General features: G+C 65.6%; 18 protein-coding genes. 5 read left to right on the top strand and 13 right to left on the bottom strand.

Features of this window, described 5'->3' with window-relative positions; all coding sequences use genetic code 11:
- Nucleotides 1-139: 139 nt before the first annotated feature.
- Genes DVU99_RS05255 through DVU99_RS05240 form a run of 4 tightly spaced genes read right to left on the bottom strand, consistent with a single transcriptional unit; the run spans nucleotide 140 to nucleotide 3,690 of the window.
- Entirely contained in the window at nucleotides 140-754 is a 615-nt protein-coding gene (locus tag DVU99_RS05255) for a membrane integrity-associated transporter subunit PqiC (RefSeq protein WP_114239160.1), read from the bottom strand.
- A complete protein-coding gene (locus DVU99_RS05250) occupies nucleotides 751-2,436 on the bottom strand; it encodes an intermembrane transport protein PqiB (protein ID WP_114239159.1) in 1,686 nt (561 codons plus the stop codon). The genes DVU99_RS05255 and DVU99_RS05250 overlap by 4 nt, the downstream gene beginning before the upstream one ends.
- Nucleotides 2,429-3,052, bottom strand: a complete 624-nt coding sequence (locus DVU99_RS05245) for a paraquat-inducible protein A (protein WP_114239158.1) — start codon at nucleotides 3,050-3,052, stop codon at nucleotides 2,429-2,431. Before DVU99_RS05245 ends, DVU99_RS05250 begins: the two co-directional genes overlap by 8 nt.
- Nucleotides 3,049-3,690, bottom strand: coding sequence for a paraquat-inducible protein A (locus DVU99_RS05240; RefSeq protein WP_114239157.1), 642 nt, complete (start codon nucleotides 3,688-3,690; stop codon nucleotides 3,049-3,051). Before DVU99_RS05240 ends, DVU99_RS05245 begins: the two co-directional genes overlap by 4 nt.
- A 120-nt stretch (nucleotides 3,691-3,810) precedes the next feature.
- Between DVU99_RS05240 and trxA the strand changes: the two genes are divergently transcribed.
- The gene (gene trxA / locus DVU99_RS05235; RefSeq protein WP_232823464.1) at nucleotides 3,811-4,671 is read left to right on the top strand and encodes a thioredoxin; all 861 of its coding nucleotides are present in this window, start codon (nucleotides 3,811-3,813) and stop codon (nucleotides 4,669-4,671) included.
- Between the two features lie 99 nt (nucleotides 4,672-4,770).
- Here trxA and DVU99_RS05230 read toward each other — a convergent pair whose 3' ends face one another.
- The 3 genes from DVU99_RS05230 to acnD all read right to left on the bottom strand — a co-directional run bounded on the left by DVU99_RS05230 (nucleotide 4,771) and on the right by acnD (nucleotide 10,890).
- Nucleotides 4,771-6,765, bottom strand: a complete 1,995-nt coding sequence (locus DVU99_RS05230; RefSeq protein WP_114239156.1) for a S9 family peptidase — start codon at nucleotides 6,763-6,765, stop codon at nucleotides 4,771-4,773.
- A gap of 161 nt (nucleotides 6,766-6,926) precedes the next feature.
- The gene (prpF, locus tag DVU99_RS05225; RefSeq protein ID WP_114239155.1) at nucleotides 6,927-8,117 is read right to left on the bottom strand and encodes a 2-methylaconitate cis-trans isomerase PrpF; all 1,191 of its coding nucleotides are present in this window, start codon (nucleotides 8,115-8,117) and stop codon (nucleotides 6,927-6,929) included.
- Nucleotides 8,118-8,295: 178 nt separating this feature from the next.
- On the bottom strand, nucleotides 8,296-10,890 hold the full coding sequence (gene acnD / locus DVU99_RS05220; protein WP_114239154.1) for a Fe/S-dependent 2-methylisocitrate dehydratase AcnD: 2,595 nt from the start codon (nucleotides 10,888-10,890) through the stop codon (nucleotides 8,296-8,298).
- Between the two features lie 485 nt (nucleotides 10,891-11,375).
- On the opposite strand from acnD, the gene DVU99_RS05215 reads away from it, so the two are divergent.
- A complete protein-coding gene (locus DVU99_RS05215) occupies nucleotides 11,376-11,864 on the top strand; it encodes a DUF4442 domain-containing protein (RefSeq protein ID WP_114239153.1) in 489 nt (162 codons plus the stop codon).
- Nucleotides 11,865-11,960: 96 nt separating this feature from the next.
- Nucleotides 11,961-12,635, top strand: a complete 675-nt coding sequence (locus DVU99_RS05210; RefSeq protein ID WP_114239152.1) for a DUF502 domain-containing protein — start codon at nucleotides 11,961-11,963, stop codon at nucleotides 12,633-12,635.
- Nucleotides 12,636-12,759: 124 nt separating this feature from the next.
- Here DVU99_RS05210 and DVU99_RS19685 read toward each other — a convergent pair whose 3' ends face one another.
- The 6 genes from DVU99_RS19685 to DVU99_RS05185 all read right to left on the bottom strand — a co-directional run bounded on the left by DVU99_RS19685 (nucleotide 12,760) and on the right by DVU99_RS05185 (nucleotide 18,714).
- Entirely contained in the window at nucleotides 12,760-13,320 is a 561-nt protein-coding gene (locus tag DVU99_RS19685; RefSeq protein ID WP_157971356.1) for a hypothetical protein, read from the bottom strand.
- Nucleotides 13,321-13,416: 96 nt separating this feature from the next.
- Nucleotides 13,417-13,761 carry a hypothetical protein gene (locus tag DVU99_RS20065; protein ID WP_232823463.1) on the bottom strand — a complete coding sequence of 115 codons (345 nt, stop codon included), beginning with the start codon at nucleotides 13,759-13,761 and terminating at the stop codon, nucleotides 13,417-13,419.
- Nucleotides 13,762-14,107: 346 nt separating this feature from the next.
- Nucleotides 14,108-15,727, bottom strand: coding sequence for a multicopper oxidase family protein (locus DVU99_RS05200; RefSeq protein ID WP_232823462.1), 1,620 nt, complete (start codon nucleotides 15,725-15,727; stop codon nucleotides 14,108-14,110).
- 80 nt (nucleotides 15,728-15,807) lie between these two features.
- Nucleotides 15,808-17,496, bottom strand: coding sequence for a phospholipase C (locus DVU99_RS05195; RefSeq protein ID WP_114239150.1), 1,689 nt, complete (start codon nucleotides 17,494-17,496; stop codon nucleotides 15,808-15,810).
- 128 nt (nucleotides 17,497-17,624) lie between these two features.
- The gene (locus DVU99_RS05190) at nucleotides 17,625-18,314 is read right to left on the bottom strand and encodes an LrgB family protein (protein WP_114239149.1); all 690 of its coding nucleotides are present in this window, start codon (nucleotides 18,312-18,314) and stop codon (nucleotides 17,625-17,627) included.
- Nucleotides 18,304-18,714, bottom strand: coding sequence for a CidA/LrgA family protein (locus DVU99_RS05185; RefSeq protein ID WP_198670192.1), 411 nt, complete (start codon nucleotides 18,712-18,714; stop codon nucleotides 18,304-18,306). Before DVU99_RS05185 ends, DVU99_RS05190 begins: the two co-directional genes overlap by 11 nt.
- 77 nt (nucleotides 18,715-18,791) lie before the next feature.
- Between DVU99_RS05185 and DVU99_RS05180 the strand changes: the two genes are divergently transcribed.
- Both DVU99_RS05180 and DVU99_RS05175 read left to right on the top strand, forming a co-directional pair.
- Nucleotides 18,792-19,676: a LysR family transcriptional regulator gene (locus DVU99_RS05180; RefSeq protein ID WP_114239147.1), complete on the top strand. Its 885-nt coding sequence runs from the start codon at nucleotides 18,792-18,794 to the stop codon at nucleotides 19,674-19,676.
- Between the two features lie 123 nt (nucleotides 19,677-19,799).
- Nucleotides 19,800-21,914, top strand: coding sequence for a M13 family metallopeptidase (locus tag DVU99_RS05175; RefSeq protein ID WP_114239146.1), 2,115 nt, complete (start codon nucleotides 19,800-19,802; stop codon nucleotides 21,912-21,914).
- Nucleotides 21,915-21,982: the final 68 nt, after the last annotated feature.

Below are 21,982 nucleotides of genomic sequence, written 5' to 3'. Positions count from 1 at the left end.
ACTGGGGTCTGTTCCGCGCCAAACGGTCGCAAAACGTCGCCAAACAACGATTTTCTGCAGAAGCCCACCCCGTGCTCGACAGGGTGGATGTGACAGGAAGGGGGCGCATGGCGTGCGCACCGCAGGGACCGGCCCCGCCTCAGCCGCCGGGGCAGCCTGGCCGCTGGCCGTTGGCAACGGCACTGGCCACCGCGCCGATCTGGCCGGCGAGGCGGGCAACCGCCTGCTGGTGGCCCTGGACAAGGGCGTCATAGCCCTCACCCACGGGCTCGCTGATGCGGCTGGTGCAGGCCAGCGGCTCGCCACCCTTCACCGGACGCACGCTCCAGGCCGCATCGATATAGGCATAGCTGCCGGGCACGGAGTCGAAGCGACGCACGTCCAGCTTGATGCGCACCGTGGCGGGGCCCTGCGAAGGCAGCCCGCTGACATCCTGCGCGTGGAAGTCCCGGGTCAGGTCGGCCGACAGTGCGCCGCGCAGCTCGTCGCCCAGCGGCGCGATCCAGCGCTCGCCCTGCAGCATGGCCACACCCTGCCCGCCCTGGCGCACCACCAGCTGCGGCTGGTCCACCTGGGCCGGAACGGCCACCGGCAGCAGATCGAACTGGAACGGCTGGCCGGGCCGCACCACGGCGGTGTCGCCGCCAGCCGGAGGCACCAGGGTGTAGTAGTGCGTCACCGGCGCCGAGCCACAGGCGCCCAGCACCAGCGCTAGCGCGGCCACGGCCAGGTTGAGATATCCCGCACGAATCATGGCTTGCTCCCTTGTGCCGGTGCGCTGGACGGCGGTGGTAGTGGCGTCGCCTGCGGCGCGGGCTTGTCGTCGGCACGACGCCCCCGCAGCAAGGCATCCGGATGGGCGCCCAGGTAGTCGGTCAGCACGCGCAGCGAGCGCGCCGCGCGCTGCAGTTCCTGCAGGGTGCCGCCCAGGTTCTGCTGCAACGGCGAATCGGGCGCGAATGCGCTGTTGGCCGTGCCCAGGGTCTGCTGCGCGCCCTGCAGGGTATGGGTCACCTCCGGCAGCACGCCGGTGTTGACCTGCTTGAGCGTGCGGCTGAGCTCGGCCAGCGAGTCGTTGAGGTTGTTGCCGATGCTGTCGAATGGCACCTTCTGCAACTTGCCGACGATGTCCGCCACCTGCTGCTGGATCTTGTCGAAATCGCCCGGCGCGGTGGGGATCTCCAGCGGCCTGGACGTTCCATCGAAGGCCACGGCCGGCGCCTTGGGCAGGAAGTCGAGCGCGATATAGAGCTGGCCGGTCAGCAGGTTGCCGCTGCGCGCCTGCGCGCGCAGGCCATGCTCGACCAGGCGCGACATCATCTGCGACATCTGCTCGTCGTCGCCCTGGGCGCGGGCCAGCGCCACCAGCTTGTCGTGGGCCTTGCCGAGGCGCTGCGGATACACCACCGCACCCACCACGGTGGGGAAAGTCTGGGTCTTCTCGTCGAAATCGAGGTTGATCGACACCACCCGGCCGAACGGCACGCCGAGGAATTCCACCGGCGCATCCACCGCCAGCCCGCGCAACGACTGCTCGAAGCGCATGCGGATGTACTTGGGCTCGCCATCGGGTGGCGCCATCGCAGTGGTGCGGTCATTGAACAGGGTGAACGCGTCGTTTTCCTGCGCGGGCCTGCTCTCGTGCGGACCCGGGGGATCCTGGAACGCCACGCCGCCCGCCAGCACGGTGGCCAGCGACTGCGTATTCACCTTCAGGCCGTCCGCGCCCAGCGACACGTCGATGCCGCTGGCGTTCCAGAAGCGCGACGAGGTCGTGACGAACTGGTCGTTCGGCGCGTCGATGAAGATCTGCAGGGTAACGCCCTTGCCGTCCTTGTTGAGGTGATAGGACGACACTCGCCCCACCTGGATGCGGCGGTAGTACACCGGCGATCCGATATCCAGCGAACCGAGGTCGTCCGAATGCAGGTCGAAGGTCTTGCCGGGCGCACCGTGGGTAACGGAAGGCGGCGATTCCAGGCCGGTGAAATCGGTCTTGGGCTCCTGCGACTGGCCCACATCGGCCCCGATGAAGGCGCCCGACAGCAGGGTGTCGATGCCGGACACGCCGCCCAGGCCAATGCGCGGACGCACCACCCAGAAGCGCGAACCGGCCGTGGCGAAGCTTTGCGCGCTCTTCTCAAGCGCCACCTTGGCGATGACGTGCGTGCGATCGTCGCTGAGCCGCACCGTGGTCACCTTGCCGATCACCACGCTCTTGTATTTCACCGGCGTCTTGCCCGGATCCAGGCCTTCGGCGCTCTGGAAGCTGATGTCGATGGTCGGACCCGCCTGGACCCAGGCGTGGATCACCAGGGACAGGCCAACCAGTGCCGCGATGACCGGCACCAGCCACACCAGCGAGGCATTGATGCGCGGCCGCTGCACCACGGGTTCGGGCAAGTCGTCCGTGCTTACCTTGTTGTCGTCAGTCATCGAAATCCCTGCCATCCCAGATCAGTCGCGGGTCAAAAGTCATCGAGGCCAGCATGGTAATGACCACGGTCAAGCCAAAGAACACCACGCCCGGCAGCGGCTCCACCTCGCTGAAAAAGCCGAACTGCACCAGCGCCGTGAGCAATGCCACCACGAATACGTCAAGCATCGACCAGTAGCCGATGAACTCGACCAGCCGGTAAAGCTTGCCGCGCTGCCGCTGGGCCCAGCGGCTGCCCCGCTGCGAGCTGATCAACAGCAGCCCCAGCGCGAAGAACTTCAGCACCGGCACCACGATGCTCGCGGTGAACACGATAACGGCCAGGTCGGGCGATCCCTTGACCCACAGCTCGATCACGCCGCTCAGGATGGTGTTGTCGTCGACGTCGCCCAGGCTCACCGTGCGCATGATCGGCAGCACGTTGGCCGGGATATAGAAAAAGAACGCGGCGATCAGCAAGGCCCAGGTCTTGGTGTAACTGGCGGACTTGCGCCGGTGCAGGGCCGAGCCACAACGCGGACAGGCGGCATTGGGCGCCTCGACGTCACGGCACACGAGCCGGCATACGTGGCAGCCGACCAGGCCCAGGTCGCGGGCACGCGGCAAGCGGGTCATGCCGGGTCATCCCGGGTGAGGTCCCACAGGCGACGCACGTCGATGCTGGAGAACGCGGTGATGATCAGCATCAGCACGCCATAGGCGAACACGCCAGGATTGGGAATCACCTCGAAGTACATATGCGCCTTGACGATGGCCACCAGCGTGCCCAGCACGAACACCTCGCTCATGGTCCATGGTCCGACACGGTACAGCGTCACCATGGCCAGGCGGAATCCTGGCGCGCGCCGACCGGTACGGGCGTACAACAGCACCCAGCCCAGCATCAGCATCTTGCCGATGGGAAAGAAGAACAGCGTACAGGCAGCAATGACCGCCACCACCTGGGCGCCCTGATGCCACATCATCTCGATGCAGCCCCACAGCGTGGTGCTGATCTGCTGGCCATTGAGCCCCAGCGTCACGATCGGCCATATGTTGGCCTGCACGAAGGCGATCATCGCCGTGATCACCAGCGCCAGCATGCCGCGCACGCCCACGCTGTGGTGCCGCTCGAGGATGGCGTCGCAGCGTGCGCAACGCGCTACCTCGCCACACGCCAGCTCGCGCCGGTGGTACACCGTGTCGCAATGCTCGCAGATCCACAGGGTTGGTGGAGCGATGCCGGGTTGGACGCCTTGGGCTGGCATGGTCATCCGGTGATTTTCGCAAAAATCGGTGACAAACGCCGATAGGCGCCCGACCGTAAGTACCTGCCACCTTGATATGCTGGCCGTTGCCCTGATGTGAGGGCCATTCGTCTACGGGAGTCCCCAGTGAGTGCCACCATCGCCGATACGCATGTTTTCGACGTGCGCGAGGACAATTTCGAAGCCGAGGTGCTGCAGGCCTCGCTGACCACGCCGATCCTGGTGGACTTCTGGGCAACCTGGTGCGGCCCGTGCAAGACCCTGGGGCCCATGCTGGAGAAGCTCGCCGCCGAGTTCAATGGCGCGTTCCGGCTGGCCAAGGTGGACGTGGACAAGTCACAGCAGCTGGCCGCGATGTTCGGCATCCGCAGCATTCCCACCGTGATGCTGGTGAAGGACGGACAGATCGCCGACGGCTTTGCCGGCGCCCTGCCCGAGGGCCAGCTGCGTGAGTTCCTGCTGCGCCACGTGCAGCCGCTGGATGGCGCAGAGACCGCTCCCGCCGAAGTCATCGAAACGCCCGAAGACGCCATCAACCGCATCCAGCAGGCCATTGCCGCCGCGCCCGAGCAGGCCGAGCTGAAGCTCGACCTGGCCCTGGCGCTGATGCGCGCCGGCCAGGCGGATGCCGCCGAAGCCGAGCTGGCCGCCCTGCCCGCCAACCTGGCCACCGACGCCCGCGCCGTGCGCCTGCGCAGCCAGCTCGACCTGGCCCGTGCACTCAAGGATGCACCGCTGCTGCCCGAACTGCAGCAACGTGTGCAGGCCGATGGCAGCGATTGGGCCGCCCGCGACCTGCTGGGCGTGCGCCTGCTGCTGGAGGGCGAGGCCGAGGCAGGCCTCGACCAGTTCCTGGCGATCCTGGAGAAGGCCCGCGACTGGAACGATGACCAGGCCAAGAAGCGCCTGCTGGCCGCCTTTGCCACGCTGGACGATGCCGAGCTGGTCGGCCGTTATCGCCGCAAGATGGCTTCGCTGCTGTTCTGACACAGCGCTGGCGGGGCCCATGCCCCCGAATGAAGAAGCCCCGGCCTGCAACCAGGCCGGGGCTTCTTCGTGTAGGCAACCGGGTCGCCCACGGCGACCTCAGGGCGCCCCTGTGGCGCTGCCGCCCCCACCATTGCCGATCTGCCGATCGAGAAACTGGTTCACCTTCTCGAACAGCTCGGTGCGATTGGCCTCGGTGTAGAAGCCATGGCCTTCATCGGGCTTGAACAGCCACTCGTAGCCAATGCCACGCTTGCCGAGTGCATTACGCAGCTCGTCGGCATGCGCGGGCGGCACGCGGGTATCCTCGCCGCCGACAATCAACATCAGTCCAGCCTTCAACTTGTCCAGTTGGTTGATCGGCGAGCGTGCCGCCAGCTGGGCCGAGTCCTCACCCAGGCTGAAGCGCAGGAAGCTCTTGTTCTTGGTGCTGTCGGAAGCGTCACCGCGCGAGTACAAGAGATTGAGGTCGTACACGCCCACGTAACCGATGGCGCAACGGTAGAGATCCGGCTCCTTCACCGCGCCCTCGAGGGCCGCATAACCGCCGTAGCTTCCACCGAAGATGCAGATACGCCCCGGATTGGCGATGCCCTGCTCGATCGCCCAGTGGGTGGCATCGGTGACGTCGTCCTGCATCTTGCCGCCCCACTCGCGATAGCCGGCACGCAGGAAAGCATCGCCATAGCCGCCGGAGCCGCGGAAGTTCACCTGCAACACCGCGTAGCCGCGGGTGGCAAGCATCTGCACGTAAGGATCGAACTCCCATCGGTCGCGCACACCGAACGGACCACCATGCACATAGACCACCATGGGCAGGTGCTTTGCCTGCTCCTTGCCTGGCGGCAGGCTCAGGTAGCCGTGCACGGCAAGACCGTCGCGCGCCTTGAACTCCACCGGCTGCATGGAAGCCATCTGCTCCGGCTTGATCCACGACGCACGCTGCGCCAGTAGCGATGCCTTGCCCGTGGCGCTGTCCCACAGGTAGTAAGTGCCCGGATCCATGTCCGAACGGGCCAGCACGACGGCCTTGCTGCCATCGTCGGTGCTGGAAACCACGCTGACGCTTTCACCCGGCAACGCACGGGACATCATGCCGATCACCTTGATGGTATCGGCATCGGGAACGATGGCCTGGGCCGTCGGCGTTCCCGGATCCGAGTACACGCCCACGATGTCCAATCGGTCCAGGCTCCTGACCAGGCCAGTCGGCCCCACCGTCGCGCTTTGCCACACCGGCGCATTCATCTTGCTGCTGGCCACACTCCAGGGGCACAGTGCGGCGACGGCACCGGCGGCACTGCAGGTCATGTAGACCGTGGAGTCGTCGCGATTGAACGCCACCGGCCACGGGATGCTCTGGTCCGCCGTACCCTGGAACAGCAGGCTCCACGGCTTGTCAGCGTTTTCGCGGTAGAACACCTGGGGGTACGCATGCACGTCCATGCCCATCGCGAAGCGCACGACGCCATGATGATCGACCAGGAATTCCGCGCCTCGCAGCGGCGCCGTACCGACCTGATGCTTCGAGCCGTCGTTCACGTCCATCTGGAAGATCTGGGTGAAGGCTCCGTCGGCTCCCGAGTCCCACGGCGTCACGCCGATCAGCACCCGCTTGTCATCGCCACGCATGATGTCGAGCAGTTCAGCACTGGCCCGCTCGGGCTCCCGGCGCTGGATGTGGGTGGCGCCGCGGCCATCGCTGGCGCGGTAGCCAAACAGGAGTTCCCCCCCGGAACCATCGGCATTGACGCCAAAGATCTCACCTGTCGCGAACGGCCGGTCCCAGCCAGCCACCTTGGTGCCTTCGGTATAGAGCACCCGGTGATCGTTGACCCACCAGAAGTCGACCACCTGGTTGCCTTCGCGCGGCGTGACCATCGCACCTTTCTGCGTCGCGATATTGATGAGGGCGAGCATGGGCTTGTCCTTCACCACCGTGGTGGCGGCCAAGTACTTGCCGTCACCCGAGATCCTCACTTCAATGAATTGCTCCTGGCGCGCCAGATCAGCCAACGAGACGGTCCCGGCCGGAACCACGGACGCAAACAGGCAAAGCGCGCCGCCAAGCGCGCGCCCCAATAGTTTTTGCATGACCCCTCCCCTGTAGCGCGACGTCACACCCTGTGGCGTCACTGGCGGCGAGTATAGGGGTGAATTCTTGCGATTTTATACCGGTGCGCGGCGCACGCAGGATTGCCCGACAGCAAGGGCGCTGGATTCTTACGAGGCTGCCCCTCCCGGGGCTGCCCTCCTCAGAACGAGTCGCCCGGCACGCGTACCCAGCCTTCCATCAACACGCGCGCGCTGCGGCTCATGATCGCCTTGGTGACGGTCCAGGTGCCGTCCACCAGCGATGCCTCGGCGCCTACCCGCAGCGTGCCCGATGGATGGCCAAAGCGCACCGCCTGACGCTCGCCGCCGCCGCCGGCCAGGTTCACCAGGGTGCCCGGAATGGCCGCCGCGGTACCGATGGCCACCGCCGCCGTACCCATCATGGCGTGATGCAGCTTGCCCATCGACATCGCGCGCACCAGCAGGTCGACCTCACCGGCCGCCACCGGCTTGCCGCTCGAGGCGACATAGTCGGCCGGCTTGGCCACGAAGGCGACCTTGGGCGTGTGCTGGCGCGTGGCGATCTCGTCGAGCGACTTGATCAGGCCCATGCGCAGCGCGCCATGCGCACGGATGGTTTCGAACATCGCCAGCGCCTTGGCGTCGCCATTGATGGCGTCCTGCAGTTCGGTGCCGGTGTAGCCGATGGCCGAGGCCTCGACGAAGATCGTCGGGATGCCGGCATTGATCATGGTGGCCTTGAGCGTACCGACGCCCGGCACCTCCAGGTCATCGACCAGGTGGCCGGTCGGGAACATCGCGCCACCGGCGCCCTCTTCCTCGGCCGCCGGATCGATGAATTCCAGCTGCACTTCGGCCGCCGGGAAAGTCACGCCGTCCAGCTCGAAATCGCCGGTTTCCTGCACCGCGCCGTCGGTCATCGGCACATGGGCGATGATGGTCTTGCCGATGTTGGCCTGCCAGATGCGCACGATGGCGATGCCGTCACGTGGCACGCGCGCGGGATCGACCAGGCCGCCGGCGATGGCGAACGGACCCACTGCCGCCGAAAGGTTGCCGCAGATGCCGCTCCAGTCCACGAAGGCCTTGTCGATCGCCACCTGGCCGAACAGGTAGTCCACGTCGTGGTCCGGGCGGCTGCTCTTGGACACGATCACCGTCTTGCTGGTGCTGGAGGTGGCGCCACCCATGCCGTCGATCTGCTTGCCATAGGGATCGGGACTGCCGATCACGCGCTGCAGCAGCGCATCGCGCGCGGCGCCCGGCACCTGTGCCGATGCCGGCAAGTCTTGCAGGCGGAAGAACACGCCCTTGCTGGTGCCGCCGCGCAGGTAGGTGGCGGGAATGCGGATCTGGGGAGCGTGTGCCATCGTGGGTTTTGTCCTGTAGAGAACTTCAAAGATACGTGCCTTTGCTCGTCATTCCCGCGAAAGCGGGAATCCAGTGTCTTTTAAGCCACCCAAGAAGCAAAGGCGCTGGATTCCCGCTTTCGCGGGAATGACGGCAAGGGTGAAGCGTGCGAAAACCTCGAAGCTCCGCGGGCGATGCTCAAGCCGCCTGCGAGGCCTCGAGGAAGTCCTGCGCGAAGCGCTGCAGCACGCCGCCCGCCTCGTAGATGGACACTTCCTCGGCGGTATCCAGGCGGCAGGTCACCGGCACTTCGACGGTTTCGCCGTCCTTGCGATGGATGACCAGGGTGAGCTCCGCGCGCGGCGTGCGCTTGCCGATCACGTCGAAGGTCTCGGTGCCGTCGATGCCGTAGGTCTTGCGGTTCATGCCGGGCTTGAATTCCAGCGGCAGCACGCCCATGCCGATCAGGTTGGTGCGATGGATGCGCTCGAAGCCTTCGGCCACGATGGCCTCCACACCGGCCAGGCGCACGCCCTTCGCAGCCCAGTCGCGCGACGAACCCTGTCCGTAGTCGGCACCCGCGATCACGATCAGCGGCTGCTTGCGATCCATATAGGTTTCGATCGCTTCCCACATGCGCATGACCTGGCCTTCCGGCTCCACGCGGGCCAGCGAGCCCTTCTTCACCTCGCCATTCACCACGGCCATTTCGTTGATCAGCGTGGGATTGGCGAAGGTGGCGCGCTGCGCGGTGAGGTGATCGCCGCGATGGGTCGCGTACGAATTGAAGTCCTCTTCCGGCAAGCCCATCTTGGCGAGGTACTCACCGGCCGCGCTGTCGAGCAGGATCGCGTTCGACGGCGACAGGTGGTCGGTGGTGATGTTGTCGCCGAGCACCGCCAGCGGGCGCATGCCCTTGAGCGTGCGCTCGCCGGCCAGCGCGCCTTCCCAGTACGGCGGGCGGCGGATATAGGTGCTCTGCGGACGCCAGTCGTACAGCGGCGCCGCGCTGGTGCCCGTGCTGCCGGTGCGGGCGAACATCGGCTCGTAGACCTTGCGGAACTGCTCCGGCTTGACGCTGGCGGACACGATCGCATCGATCTCTTCGTCCGACGGCCAGATGTCCTTGAGCGTCACCGGCTGCCCGTTGGCATCGACGCCGAGCACGTCCTTCTCGATGTCGAAGCGGATGGTGCCGGCGATGGCGTAGGCCACCACCAGCGGCGGCGAGGCCAGGAAGGCCTGCTTGGCATACGGATGGATGCGGCCATCGAAGTTGCGATTGCCCGACAGCACCGCCGTGGCGTACAGGTCGCGGTCGATGATTTCCTGCTGGATCTTGGGATCGAGCGCGCCGGACATGCCGTTGCAGGTGGTGCAGGCGAACGCGACGATGCCGAAGCCGAGCTTCTCCAGCTCCGGCAGCAGGTTGGCTTCTTCCAGATACAGCTGCACGGCCTTGGAGCCGGGTGCGAGCGAGCTCTTTACCCACGGCTTGCGGGTGAGGCCGCGCGCATTCGCGTTGCGCGCCAGCAGCGCCGCGGCGATCACGTTGCGCGGGTTGCTGGTGTTGGTGCAGCTGGTGATGGCGGCGATGATCACCGCGCCATCGGGCATCTGGCCCGGCTCTTCCTTCCACTCGGCGGCAATGCCGCGCGCCGCGAGATCGGAGGTCGGCAGGCGCTTGTGCGGGTTGGACGGGCCCGCCATGTTGCGCACCACCGAGGACAGGTCGAACGTCAGCGTGCGCTCGTACTCTGCGTGGGCCAGCGTATCAGCCCACAGGCCCGCGGCCCTGGCGTAGGTTTCCACCAGCTTGACCTGCTCGTCGCTGCGACCAGTGAGGCGCAGGTAGTCGATGGTCTGGTCGTCGATGAAGAACATTGCGGCGGTGGCGCCGTATTCCGGTGCCATGTTGGAGATGGTCGCGCGATCGCCCAGCGTGAGGCTGGATGCACCTTCGCCACGGAATTCCAGATACGCGCCGACCACCTTCTCCTTGCGCAGGAACTCGGTGAGCGCCAGCACGATGTCGGTGGCGGTGATGCCGGGTTGGCGCTTGCCGGTGAGCTCCACGCCCACGATGTCGGGCAGGCGCATCCACGACGCGCGGCCGAGCATCACGTTCTCGGCTTCGAGACCACCGACGCCGATGGCGATCACGCCCAGCGCATCCACGTGCGGCGTATGGCTGTCGGTACCCACGCAGGTATCCGGATAGGCCACACCGTCCTGCACCTGGATCACCGGCGACATCTTCTCCAGGTTGATCTGGTGCATGATGCCGTTGCCCGGCGGAATCACGTCGACGTTCTCGAACGCCTTCTTGGTCCAGTTGATGAAGTCGAAGCGATCCTCGTTGCGGCGATCCTCGATGGCGCGGTTCTTGGCGAACGCGTTCGGGTCGAAGCCGCCACATTCCACCGCCAGCGAGTGGTCGACGATCAGCTGCACCGGCACCACCGGGTTCACCTTGGCCGGGTCGCCACCGCGATCGGCGATCGCGTCGCGCAGTCCGGCCAGATCCACCAGCGCCGTCTGGCCGAGGATGTCGTGGCACACCACGCGCGCCGGGAACCACGGGAAGTCGCGCTCGCGCTTGCGCTCGATGATCTGCTTCAGCGACTCGGTGAGGATCGACGGATCGCAGCGGCGCACCAGGTTTTCGGCGAGCACGCGGGAGGTGTACGGCAGCGCGTCATAGGCACCCGGCTGGATCGCCTCCACGGCGGCACGTGCATTGAAATAGTCCAGCGACGTGCCCGGGAGGGATTGGCGGTAGGCGTTATTCATGGTGTGGGAGGACCTTTGGCTTGCTCGGATCGGTGTCGCGCGGATGGCTGCCCGCGCGATGTCCGGTCAACGGAAGCGTCCGAGCCGGCGATCCAATGCGAAAAGCTCACCCACGTCGAGGCGCCAACAACGCGCGCCCGTAGCCACTTACTATAACGCACCCGTACGGGACCGCCCCCGGCAAGCACGCCTGCTGCAGTGTCTCCATCCACCCTGGCGACGCGTGCGCCAGCCGCTCTTGCCGACGAATGGTGCGGATGCTTCCTGCGTGATCGGCGCATTGGCGGGGCATCTCACGCATCCAGTGCTGCGCCGCAACATGTCGTTCGTATCCGGCGAGGATCGTCTCCTGCGCCCCGGCGGCACCAAATGCTGTCGCAATGAGTGTCATCACGCGACGCCGCACCCACCGAACCCTGCCCGACCTCAAACATACGCAACCGTATGTTTGAGGTATGCTTGCGGCTTTTCCCCTGCCGACCGATATGCGCGCCTCCACCTTCCGCCGCCTGATGAACCTGTGGCCGCCGTTCTTCTTCAACAGCATCCGCGTCCAGTACGTGTCCGAAGACTGGTCGGAGCTGCGCGTGGCACTGCGCCTGCGGCCGTGGAACCGCAACTACGTTCGCACCCAATTCGGCGGCAACCTGTTCGCCATGACCGATCCGTTCTGGATGCTGCTGGCCATGCACCAGCTGGGCAACGATTACTTCGTGTGGGACAAGGCCGGCGCCATCGAATTCGTCGCGCCGGGGCGCGAGGACGTGTACGCGCATTTCAAAATGGAGCCGGCGGTGGTCGATGAACTGCGCGCCGCGGCGGCGGGCGGGGAGAAGGTGTTGCACTGGTTCGACGTGGACGTGACCACGGCCAGCGGCGAAGTCGTTGCGCGCGTGCGCAAGCAGCTATACGTGCGGCTGAAGCCGAAGGCCCGCACGGAGTCGCCGGCCCAGGACGGCACCGCCGCAGGCTAGAACACCCTCGGCCGAGATGGAGCGGCCGGCAATGACGGGACGGCATGCACGGCATCTCGCCTACAATGCCGGCTCCCCCTCCCCGGCCCCTCCCCCATGAAACACCTGCGCCTCAAGCGCTATCTCATCACCGGCCTGCTCACGGTCATCCCGCTGTGGGTGACATGGGTGGTGTTCAAGTTCGTGCTCGGCATGCTCGCTGGCATCGGCGCGCCACTGGTGTCGGCCTTGCTTGGCTCGCTCGCCGCCCACTCACCGCAGGCCACGATTGCGCTCAACAGCGCAGTGATCCTGTTCGTGCTGGCCTTGCTGCTGACCCTGGTGGTGCTCTACGGCATTGGCTGGCTGGCCAATCGCGTGATCGGCCGACGCCTGATCGACGGCTTCGACGCCCTGCTCGCCCGCATCCCGCTGGTGCAGACCATCTACGGCGGCACCAAGAAGCTGATGGCCGTGCTGCAGCAGAAGCCGTCGGGGGTCCAGCGCGTGGTGCTTATCGATTTTCCGCGCAAGGGCATGAAGGTGGTCGGCTTCGTCACCCGCGTGATGGTCGAGGAAGGCACCGGCCGCGAGATGGCGGCGGTGTACATCCCCACTACACCCAATCCCACCGGCGGGTACCTCGAGGTGGTGGCGGTGGACGAGCTTACGCCGACCGACTGGACCATGGACCAAGCCATGGCTTTCATTATTTCCGGTGGCGCGGTGGCTCCCGATACCTTGCCGGCGCCGCCCGCGTCGCTGCGCGAGGACCGTCCGGACACCGCGTGAATCCGCGCGCCGCTTCCTGTCGTCATGACTAGGCCCTGCCACCTCATCGCACACGCCACCGACTGGACCTGACCGTCGAGGCGTCGCGCGCCGACCTCGCGGAAGCAAGCGCTTCGCCACGGAATCACCTGCAAGTGTCGCCTTCTTGATCAAAGGCCCCACTAGCTATTTGCGAAATCAGCCGGGAAAAACTCGATACATTCTTCCCACCAGCACCACCCCAGACACACTTGGCAACCTTCGGCGTCGACCTGTCGAAAACCAAGACCGCATAGTGTTTGGCAATCCCTCCCACCTCGTAGTAGATGACACATCGGTCGCTTGACACCCCGCCATATACAAGTCGCCGCCATGGCAACCTTGGCCCCGACGAGATAACGTCCGTCGCCTGATAGGGCTCACTGGGATTGGCCAGCGAATAAGTGGGCTCTCGTGTAGCCTCGGCAAATGCCCTCTGGCAACTTTCCGGAATCGCATCCACGTTTGTTATTTCAATAAAGTTTTCCGAGAGCAGCTTGGCACCTTCATCGGATGCTGGTCTGCGGGATTCTTTTGCCGACAAATGGACGGAACCGTCACGCCGCGGATCATCCGACTGCGACGCGCAACTGGAGCTCACCAAAGCCATGGCCACACCGACGAGCGCCCAGCAAAACGTCAGATCTTTTCCTTGGCGTGTAAGCATCGCGCTTTCCTGAGAATGACGGACTACCCCATCAAGAAGGAGCCAGCGGCATCTGATCCACTGGCCCCTCTGAGGTGCTTTTAGCGGAACCCCACATCAGCAGAAGAAGTCAAGGTGAGGGATGTTGTCTCGAAGACCGCCACATCCGCCACCGACCGCCCACTGCATCCTGGTGTCCTCTGAAACGCTGCCATCAACAATAACGTTGTCTGACATTTCGCCATAACACCACTTCATGCCTCCACCTACCTGATTGATTTCTTTCTGCCTCAACTCGATCACGAGTAACACTCCTTTGTGGTATTCGAAGGAAGCGCCCTTCGTCGGCACGAAGAACGCTTGGGTGGCAGTCCAACCGAACCGATGTGGCTTCGTTCTGTCGTTGGAACTTTGCCGCGTCGTGAGTCCCTTTGCGGCGCCTTCCTTTACGAAAGCGCGCACTCCGACTTCACGCCTGCCCATTTGCCAACACAGAAAACGACTTGTCCATCGGACATAACTGAGTGTGTCCGTAGGAATGGTGGCAAGCGGCTCATCAAGGACAAGCGGGGCACACCAAACCAGCCGCACGTTCGAACCAACCGAAGGAGAAATCCTCATATTCCATGGCGCGCACTGTCGAATCCGTTACGGATGTGGCAACCAGGGGTCTCACAACTTCGCATTTGGCCTGCTGTGCGATCGCGGCATCGAGTCGGAAATCTACCCACCCCTTCGGAAGCAAGAGCCGACGTCCTCAAGCTCCCCAACACCCTGCGGCTCGATAGTCGACGCTTCCAAGAGAACCTCAGGCCACCACCTCGAACGGCCGCATCATCTCGTTGGACGCATGCTCCAGCAGATGGCAATGCCACACATAGCGCCCGACATATCCGTCGAAGGTGATGATGTAGCGCGTCACCATGCCCGGATAGACCTGCGCCGTGTCCTTCCAGCCGGCCTCGTGCGGCGCGGGCGGTTGCGCGGGGCCAAGCCAACGCAGGGTCTTCGAGGCCAGGTACTCGTCGACGTCGAACGGACGGCGGTCAAGGATCTGGAAGCGAACCAGGTGCAGATGGATCGGGTGGGTGTCCTCGGTGAGGTTCACCAGGCCCCAGATCTCGGTGCTGCCCAGCTTCGGCTTCTCGCTGACCGGGTCGTGCCAGTGCTTGCCGTCCAGCAGCATCAGCATCGGGTCGGACACGCAATTGGCGTACTCGTCGATGGTGAGCAGGCGCGTGTGGCTCGCCATCGACTCCTGCATGCGCGGCGTATCGCGCAGCACGGCAGGCACGCGGCTGGTGTCGGTCTCCTGCCCCGCCGCGATGTTGAAGCGCATCAGCGGCAGCGCGTCGTTCATCAGCTCGATACCGGAACCACCCATGCCGGCGAAATCGATGACCAGGTCGGCGCGTTCGCCAGGCGCGAGGAACAGGCTGGTCTGCGTTACCGGCGCGGCCAGCAGGCCCTGGTCGCTGCCGATCTGCTGGAACGGTCGCTGGCCATGCAGGCTCAGGCGGAAGAAGCGTCCATTGGCGGCATTGAGCACGCGGAAGCGGTAACGGCGTGCGCGCACGTCCAGCCTGGGCAGCAGCGCGCCATTGACCAGCATGGCGTTGCCGAACACCTCCGGCACCCACGGCGCGTCGCTCACGCCGGACACCGGGTAATACAACTGCCCGTCCTCGGTGAGCAGGCGATCGCTCAGCACCAGCGGCAGCTCATGCTCGCCATCGGGCAGGCCCAGCGCCAGCTCGTGCGCGTCGCGCAACAGGTACATGCCGTACAGGCCGGCATAGAGGTTCAGCCGCTCGATGCCCATGGTGTGATCGTGGTACCACAGCGTGGCGGCATCCTGGCGGTTGGGAAAGGTCTGCCGGCGCGACTGGCCCGGCACGAACCAGTCGGTGGGATAACCATCATCGGCGGACGGTACGCGCGCGCCATGCACGTGCACCACGGCGCGCACGTCCGGCGTACCGGGCTCCGCACCGCAGATGTTGTGGTCGATCGGCAGGAAGTGCCGGTCGGGCAATGCGTTTGACCAGTCGATGCGCAGGCTTTCGCCGCTATGCGCCTCGATGGTCGGTCCCGGCATGCAGCCGTTGTAGGTCCACAGTCGCGTGGGCGCCAGGTCGCGGTGCAGGCGCTGCTCGCATTCGCGCATGGCGATGCGCAACGCGGCGCCATGCTGTGCGCGCAATACCGGCGGCACCGGCAGTGGATCGACGAACGGGGTCAGCCGCGTGGGATCGAGCAGGCGCGGCACGCTGGTCTGGTCGGCCACCGGGTGCTTGCACAGGCTGGCGCCACCTTTGGGCGGTGCCGGCATGGGCATGTGCATGGCCATGCCGAAGGCGCGCATGGTGCCGCTGGCGGCGGCGGTCCAGGCCAGGCCTTGAAGAAAACGACGACGGGAGGGATGCAAGATCCACGACCTCCGTGCGCAGGCATCTGAACGGGAAACGCCCCGGGCCGGAGCCCGGGGCGCTGGGTAACGGCGTCAGCTTAGCCGCGCGGCACGTGCGGCTGGCTGCCCCACGGTCCGCTCGGCTGCTGCACCGGCTGGCCGGTGGTTTCATCCAGCACCAGCTTGCGGCGGCCCGGGAATGGCTGGAAGAACTCGAACATGTGCTCGAGCGAACCGGCCACGGCATCGAACGAACCGCCACCGAGGCGCTCGCCATGCAGCCAGTTGTCCTCGATGAAGCGCGTGACCGACGACTGGTCGGTCATGCTGTGGTCAACGTAGTTGCTGCGAGCCCACGGCGAGATCACCAGCAGCGGCAGACGCGGACCATGACCGCAACGACCCTGCACCGGCTTGCCGTTGCTGTTGATGCCCGGCAGCGTGCTTTCGCCCTTGCACACGCCGGCGCCATCGAGCGCGTCGGAGGTGGTGGCCGAGGCGTTCACGCGCGGCGCGGCCTGGTGGTCGTACCAGCCGTCGGAGTCGTCATAGGCGATCACCACCGCGGTGTCGCGCCATTCCGGCTGCTGCTGCAGGAAGTTGATCACGCGCACGATGAACTGCTGCTCGTCGAGCGGATCGGAATAACCCGCATGGCCATCCTGGTAACCCGGCGCCTTCAGGAAGCTCACCGCCGGGAAGTTGCCGGCGCTCACCGCTGCATAGAAGTCGTTGATGTCGTACTGGTGGTTAGCCGCATCGCCCTGGTGACCGATCATCGCCACCGAAGTGGGACGCACATGGGTCGGGTTGGCGGTGGACACGTAGTACTGGAACGGCTGGTGATGCGGGATGTAGTCGGCCTTGGTGGTCTGCGTGACGGTCGACAGGGTGCTGCGCTTGCAGCCGGTGGTGCCGTTGGAATTCACCGTGGACAGGTCGAAGCCGCCCTCGAAGAAGCCCCAGGTGATGCCCTGTTTGTTCAGCAGGTCACCCACGTTCTTGCCACCGAACTGCACCTGGTTGCCCGAGGGCGAGGAGCACACGTCGCCGATCGGGTCGGCGTCGCTGATCAGGGTGAGGCCGCCCTGGCCGTCGGCGATCTCGTTGGCGGTGCCGTTGAGTGTCTGCGTCACGCCATTGGTCTGGCCGGACACCAGGTTGATCGCACCCGGCGTGGACGGGCCAAAGGTGGTGCCGTAGCTGTTGTCGCTCAGTGCGAACCACTGCGCGTAGTTCCACAGTGCGGTGACGGTGTTGCCGTCGTAGTAGCCCATCACCTGCCCGGCGCCGTCTTCGGCGGCGGTTGCACCCGGCAGGGTCTCGCCCGAGCCGGTGAATTCGGGGAACAGGTCCATCGCGCCGCCGTCGAACGCCTGCTGCTCCGGCGTGTAGTCGTGATCCTGGTCGGCGGTGGCCGCCTGCGCGCGCGAAAGCCGGAACGGGTTGATCGCACCCGTGCCGTTGGCGGTGTTCGACTGGGTCGGATTGTGCGTCAGCAACGCCGTGGTCAACCCATTGACCTTGGGCGTGAACGGGCGCGCGTAGAAGGTCGGCTCGCCGGTGAGGTTGGCGGCGCTGGGGTAGGTGCCGAAGTAGTGATCGAAGGAGACGTTCTCCTGGAAGATTACCACCAGGTGCTTGATCGGCGTGGACGTATGGACGTCCGAGGCACGCCAGTTGGCGGCATTCGCCGACGTCTCGGCATGAACGGGAAGCTGGGCTAGCGAAACGGCGCTGAGACTGAGAATGCACGCGGCGATGCAGACTGCGAGGTTCTGTCGCATGGAAGGCTCCCTACGGTCGCGGTGATGCGCTTCCCCTCAAGCGCGGAAGCCACGAACCATAGGCTGGCAAGGTGACAGGCGAATAACAACAAAACATCGCATTTTCATGCGAAATCCGGGCTGCACGATCAATGCAGCCAACCGGCCAGGCAAGGCGCCAGCAACACGTTGAGCAGACCGGCCAGCACCATCGCCAGGCTCGCCACGCTGCCCTCTTCCGTACCCACGTCGTAAGCCTTCGCGGTGCCCGCGCCGTGCGCGCCGACGCCGAACAACGCACCGCGCGCCAATGCCGAGCGCAACGGCAGGTAGCGCAGCAGCAACTCCCCCAGGGCGATGCCCATGACGCCGGTGATCACCACGAACAAGGCCGTCAGTTCCGGCACGCCGCCCACGTCGGCCGACACCACCATCGCCAGCGGTGTGGTGATCGAGCGTGCCAGCAGGCTGCGCCGCACCGTGTCATCGAGCCCGCACGCGGTGGCCAGGCCCCATGCACTGGCCACCGCCATCGCGCTGCCACCGAGCACGCCCGCCAGCAACGCCGGCCAATGCGCACGGATCAGCGCGCGATAGCGAAAGATCGGCAAGGCGAACGCCACCGTCGCCGGGCCCAGCATCAGCACCAGCCAGTGCGTGTCGCGGATGTACGCCGGATAGTTCATGCCCAGCACCAGGCCCAGCACGGCCAGCAGCACGGGCACGGTGAGCAGTGGCGACGTCCACCAGCGCGGACGACGGCGATATAGCGGCTTTAGCGCGTAGTAGCCACCGATGGTGATGGCCAGCCACAGCAGCGAGAGCAGTTCAGCGCGCATGACGCTGCCTCCAGCGGAACATGAGATCCACCAGCAGGGCCGTGGTACCCATCACCAGCACGGTGCCCAGCAGGATCACCAGCAGAATGCGCAGGCCGTCCTGGCGCAGCAGCGGCAGGTGTTCCCACACCGCCATCACCGCGGGAATGAAGAACAGCAGCATTTCGGCCAACAGCCAGTCGGCACCACGGCGCAGGCCCACCGCAGGCACCACGCCCGCAAGCAGCAGCACCAGCAGCAGGGCCAGCGCCAGCACGCTGCCCGGCACGGGCAGATGCAGGCGGCGCACCAGCTGGTCGCAGGCGAACCAGAACAGCACGATCAGCGCCACCTGGGCCCAGCGCGCCAGCAGCGGGCGGTGCCAGGCAAGCCAGCGCATACGGACATGCAGGGTATTCATGCGCTGCAGCCTAGTTCTGCGTGTCGTATGATGGAAATGAATTGTTTCCATCACATCGATTCCATTCTGGAATACACATGGATCTACGCAGCCTGCGCTACCTGGTGGAAGTGGTCCGGCATGGCGGCTTTGCGCGAGCCGCCGACCACGCCCACGCCAGCCAGCCCACCTTGAGCAAGGCCATTGCCCAGCTCGAGGACGAGCTGGGTATGCGCCTGCTTGAACGCGGCCGTGGCGGCGTGCGCCTCACCGCCGCGGGCGACGTGGTGCATCGCCATGCGCTGGCAATGCTGGCCGAACAGTCGCGGCTGCGCGAGGAGCTGGATGCCTTGCGTGGCCTGCGCCGCGGTGAGCTGCGCCTGGGGCTGCCGCCACTGGGCAGCAGCGTGCTGTTCGCCCCGTTGCTGGCGCGCTTTCGCCAGCATTACCCGCCGATCGACATCCGCCTGGAGGAGCACGGCAGCCGTCGCCTGGAGCAATTCGTGCTGGCCGGCGAGCTGGAGGTAGCCGCCACCCTGCAGCCGGTGGGCGAAGGCTTGGCGTGGCAGGATGTGCGCGACGAACCCATGCTGGCCCTGCTGCCGCAGGCCCATCCCCGCGCCGGGGCGAAGCGCTTTCGGCTCGAATGGCTGGCCGACACGCCGTTGATCCTGTTCGAGGAGGGGTTTGCCCTGAACCAGCTGATCCGCGAAGCCTGCGCCCGGCGGGGCGTGGCGCCCCAGGAAGCCGTGCGCAGCGCGCAGGTGGAGTTCATCCTGGCCCTGGTGGCCGCCGGCGGCGGCATTGCCCTGCTGCCCCGGCTTACCCTCGAGGGCCGCACGCTGAGCGGGCTGGTGGCGCTGCCGCTGGCGGGCAACGACCTGCGCTGGAAGATGGTGCTGGCCTGGCGCCGCGACGCCACCCTGTCGCCGGCGGCCCGGGCCTGGCTGGCCCTGGTTGCGGGACAGCCCCCTGACCTTTGACACTGTCTGGACCGTGACTTGCGGCCTAGCCTGAAAGGTCACGATGGCGACACGGACGTTACCGAACCGCGCTCGCCCTTTACTCGATCGCCCACGCGGGCTCCGAACCACAGAGGGAATTCCATGACCAAACCGTATATGAAGCCCATTGCCCTGGCCGTGAGCCTGGCCCTGTCGCTCAGCGCCTGCGGCAAGCACGAGCAGGCCGAGCAGACCGCGCAGGCCCCCGCCGCCGCCTCCACCGCCGCCCCGGCTGCCGCACCGGCACCGAAGGTGTTCGATGTGACCGAGCTGGGCGACAACGGCCAGATCTGCCAGGACTTCAACGGTTTCGTCAACGCCAAGTGGGTGGCCGCCAACCCGATCCCGTCCGACCGCACCCGTTGGGGCGCGTTCGACAAGCTGGCCGAGGACAGCCTCAACACCCAGCATGAGATCGTCGACGCCGCCGCCAAGGACGCCGCCAACGCCAAGGCCGGTTCGATCGAGCAGAAGATCGGCTACCTGTACGCCTCGGGCATGGATGACGCGGCCATCGAGAAGGCCGGCTTCGACCCGATCAAGCCCAAGCTCGACGCCTTCGCCGCGCTGAAGAACAGTAAGGACGTGGCCAACTACCTCACCCAGAGCTTCGCGCAGGGTGACATGCAGGTGTTCCAGTTCGGCTCCGGCGCCGACTTCAAGGACGCCAAGATGCAGATCGCCTTCACCGAGCAGGCGGGCCTGGGTTTGCCGACCAAGGACTACTACCTCGATCCGAAGTACAAGGACATTCGCGATGCCTACGTGGACCACATCGCCAAGTCGCTTGAGCTGACCGGTGTGTCCGAGGCCGATGCCAAGAAGCAGGCCGACCAGGTGCTGGCGTTCGAAACCGAGCTGGCCAAGGCCTCGCTGGCGCCGGTGGAAATGCGCAGCCCGGAGAACCAGTACCACTTCGTCTCCGTGAAGGAAGCCGACAAGATCACCCCGCACTTCAGCTGGGACGACTTCTTCAAGGCCCAGGGCGTGACCATCGACAAGGGCTTCTCGCTGTCGCAGCCGAAGTTCATGGCCGAGTTCGACAAGCTGCTGGCCAGCGCGCCGATCGACCAGTGGCAGGCCTACCTGCGCTTCCACACCATCGACGACGCCTCGCCGTTCCTCAGCAAGGCCTTCCAGGACAACCGCTTCGACTTCTACGGCAAGACCCTCTCGGGCCAGCCGGAGCAGAAGCCGCGCTGGAAGCGCGTGCTCGGCGGCGTGAACGAGTCGATGGGCGAAGCGCTGGGCCAGCTGTACGTGGCCAAGGTGTTCACGCCCGAAGCCAAGGAGCGTGCCAAGGAACTGGTGGACAACGTGCGCGACTCGCTGAAGGCACGCATCCAAAACCTCGACTGGATGAGCGACGCCACCAAGGAAAAGGCCATCGCCAAGTGGAACACCTTCCTGCCCAAGATCGGCTACCCGGACAAGTGGCGTGACTGGTCGGGCCTGGACATCAAGCCGGACGACTACTACGGCAACGTGATGGCCGCCTCCAAGTTCAACTACCAGTACGATCTCAACAAGATCGGCAAGCCGACCGACCGCCTGGAGTGGGGCATGACCCCGCAGACGGTCAACGCGTACTACAACCCGACCGACAACACCATCAACTTCCCGGCCGCGATCCTGCAGCCGCCGTTCTTCTATGCCAACGGCGACGACGCGATCAACTACGGCGGCATCGGCGCGGTGATCGGCCACGAGGCCAGCCACGGCTTCGACGACGAGGGCAGCCAGTTCGACGGCGCCGGCCACAACGCCAACTGGTGGACCAAGGAAGACCGCGAGAAGTTTGATGCGCGCACCGACAAGCTGGTGCAGCAGTTCAACGAGTACGCGCCGGTCAAGGACAAGCCGGATGCTCACGTCAACGGCAAGCTGACCCTGGGCGAGAACATCGCCGACCTGGGCGGCCTGAACGTGGCGTACGACGCCCTGCAGGACGCGCTGAAGAAGAACCCGCAGGAAGCCGGCGAGAAAATCGACGGCTACACCCAGGACCAGCGCTTCTTCCTCAACTGGGCCCGCGTGTGGCGCAGCAACATCCGCGAGAAGGAAGCGCTGCTGCGCCTCAACACCGACCCGCATGCGCCGGCCTCGCTGCGCGCCATTGGCGCACCGTCCAACATGGAAGCGTTCGCCAGCGCGTTCCAGTGCAAGCCGACCGATCCGATGGTTCGTTCGGGCGACAAGCAGGTGAAGATCTGGTAACACCGCTCCGGTCTGCATGACCGGGCAAAAAGGCGCCGCGCGCAAGCGCGGCGCCTTTTTCTTTGTGT

The organism is Dyella sp. C9, assembly GCF_003332825.1.
In the GTDB taxonomy this organism is placed as follows: domain Bacteria; phylum Pseudomonadota; class Gammaproteobacteria; order Xanthomonadales; family Rhodanobacteraceae; genus Dyella.
Note: the sequence above shows the minus strand (reverse complement) of the source record. Positions and strands in the feature narration are given on the sequence as shown.

Coding starts and splice junctions, on each gene's coding strand:
- DVU99_RS05255 (WP_114239160.1), bottom strand. CDS start 754: ATGATTCGTGCGGGATATCTCAACCTGGCCGTGGCCGCGCTAGCGCTG.
- DVU99_RS05250 (WP_114239159.1), bottom strand. CDS start 2,436: ATGACTGACGACAACAAGGTAAGCACGGACGACTTGCCCGAACCCGTG.
- DVU99_RS05245 (WP_114239158.1), bottom strand. CDS start 3,052: ATGACCCGCTTGCCGCGTGCCCGCGACCTGGGCCTGGTCGGCTGCCAC.
- DVU99_RS05240 (WP_114239157.1), bottom strand. CDS start 3,690: ATGACCATGCCAGCCCAAGGCGTCCAACCCGGCATCGCTCCACCAACC.
- DVU99_RS05230 (WP_114239156.1), bottom strand. CDS start 6,765: ATGCAAAAACTATTGGGGCGCGCGCTTGGCGGCGCGCTTTGCCTGTTT.
- prpF (WP_114239155.1), bottom strand. CDS start 8,117: ATGGCACACGCTCCCCAGATCCGCATTCCCGCCACCTACCTGCGCGGC.
- acnD (WP_114239154.1), bottom strand. CDS start 10,890: ATGAATAACGCCTACCGCCAATCCCTCCCGGGCACGTCGCTGGACTAT.
- DVU99_RS05215 (WP_114239153.1), top strand. CDS start 11,376: ATGCGCGCCTCCACCTTCCGCCGCCTGATGAACCTGTGGCCGCCGTTC.
- DVU99_RS05210 (WP_114239152.1), top strand. CDS start 11,961: ATGAAACACCTGCGCCTCAAGCGCTATCTCATCACCGGCCTGCTCACG.
- DVU99_RS19685 (WP_157971356.1), bottom strand. CDS start 13,320: ATGCTTACACGCCAAGGAAAAGATCTGACGTTTTGCTGGGCGCTCGTC.
- DVU99_RS05195 (WP_114239150.1), bottom strand. CDS start 17,496: ATGCGACAGAACCTCGCAGTCTGCATCGCCGCGTGCATTCTCAGTCTC.
- DVU99_RS05190 (WP_114239149.1), bottom strand. CDS start 18,314: ATGCGCGCTGAACTGCTCTCGCTGCTGTGGCTGGCCATCACCATCGGT.
- DVU99_RS05185 (WP_198670192.1), bottom strand. CDS start 18,714: ATGAATACCCTGCATGTCCGTATGCGCTGGCTTGCCTGGCACCGCCCG.
- DVU99_RS05180 (WP_114239147.1), top strand. CDS start 18,792: ATGGATCTACGCAGCCTGCGCTACCTGGTGGAAGTGGTCCGGCATGGC.
- DVU99_RS05175 (WP_114239146.1), top strand. CDS start 19,800: ATGACCAAACCGTATATGAAGCCCATTGCCCTGGCCGTGAGCCTGGCC.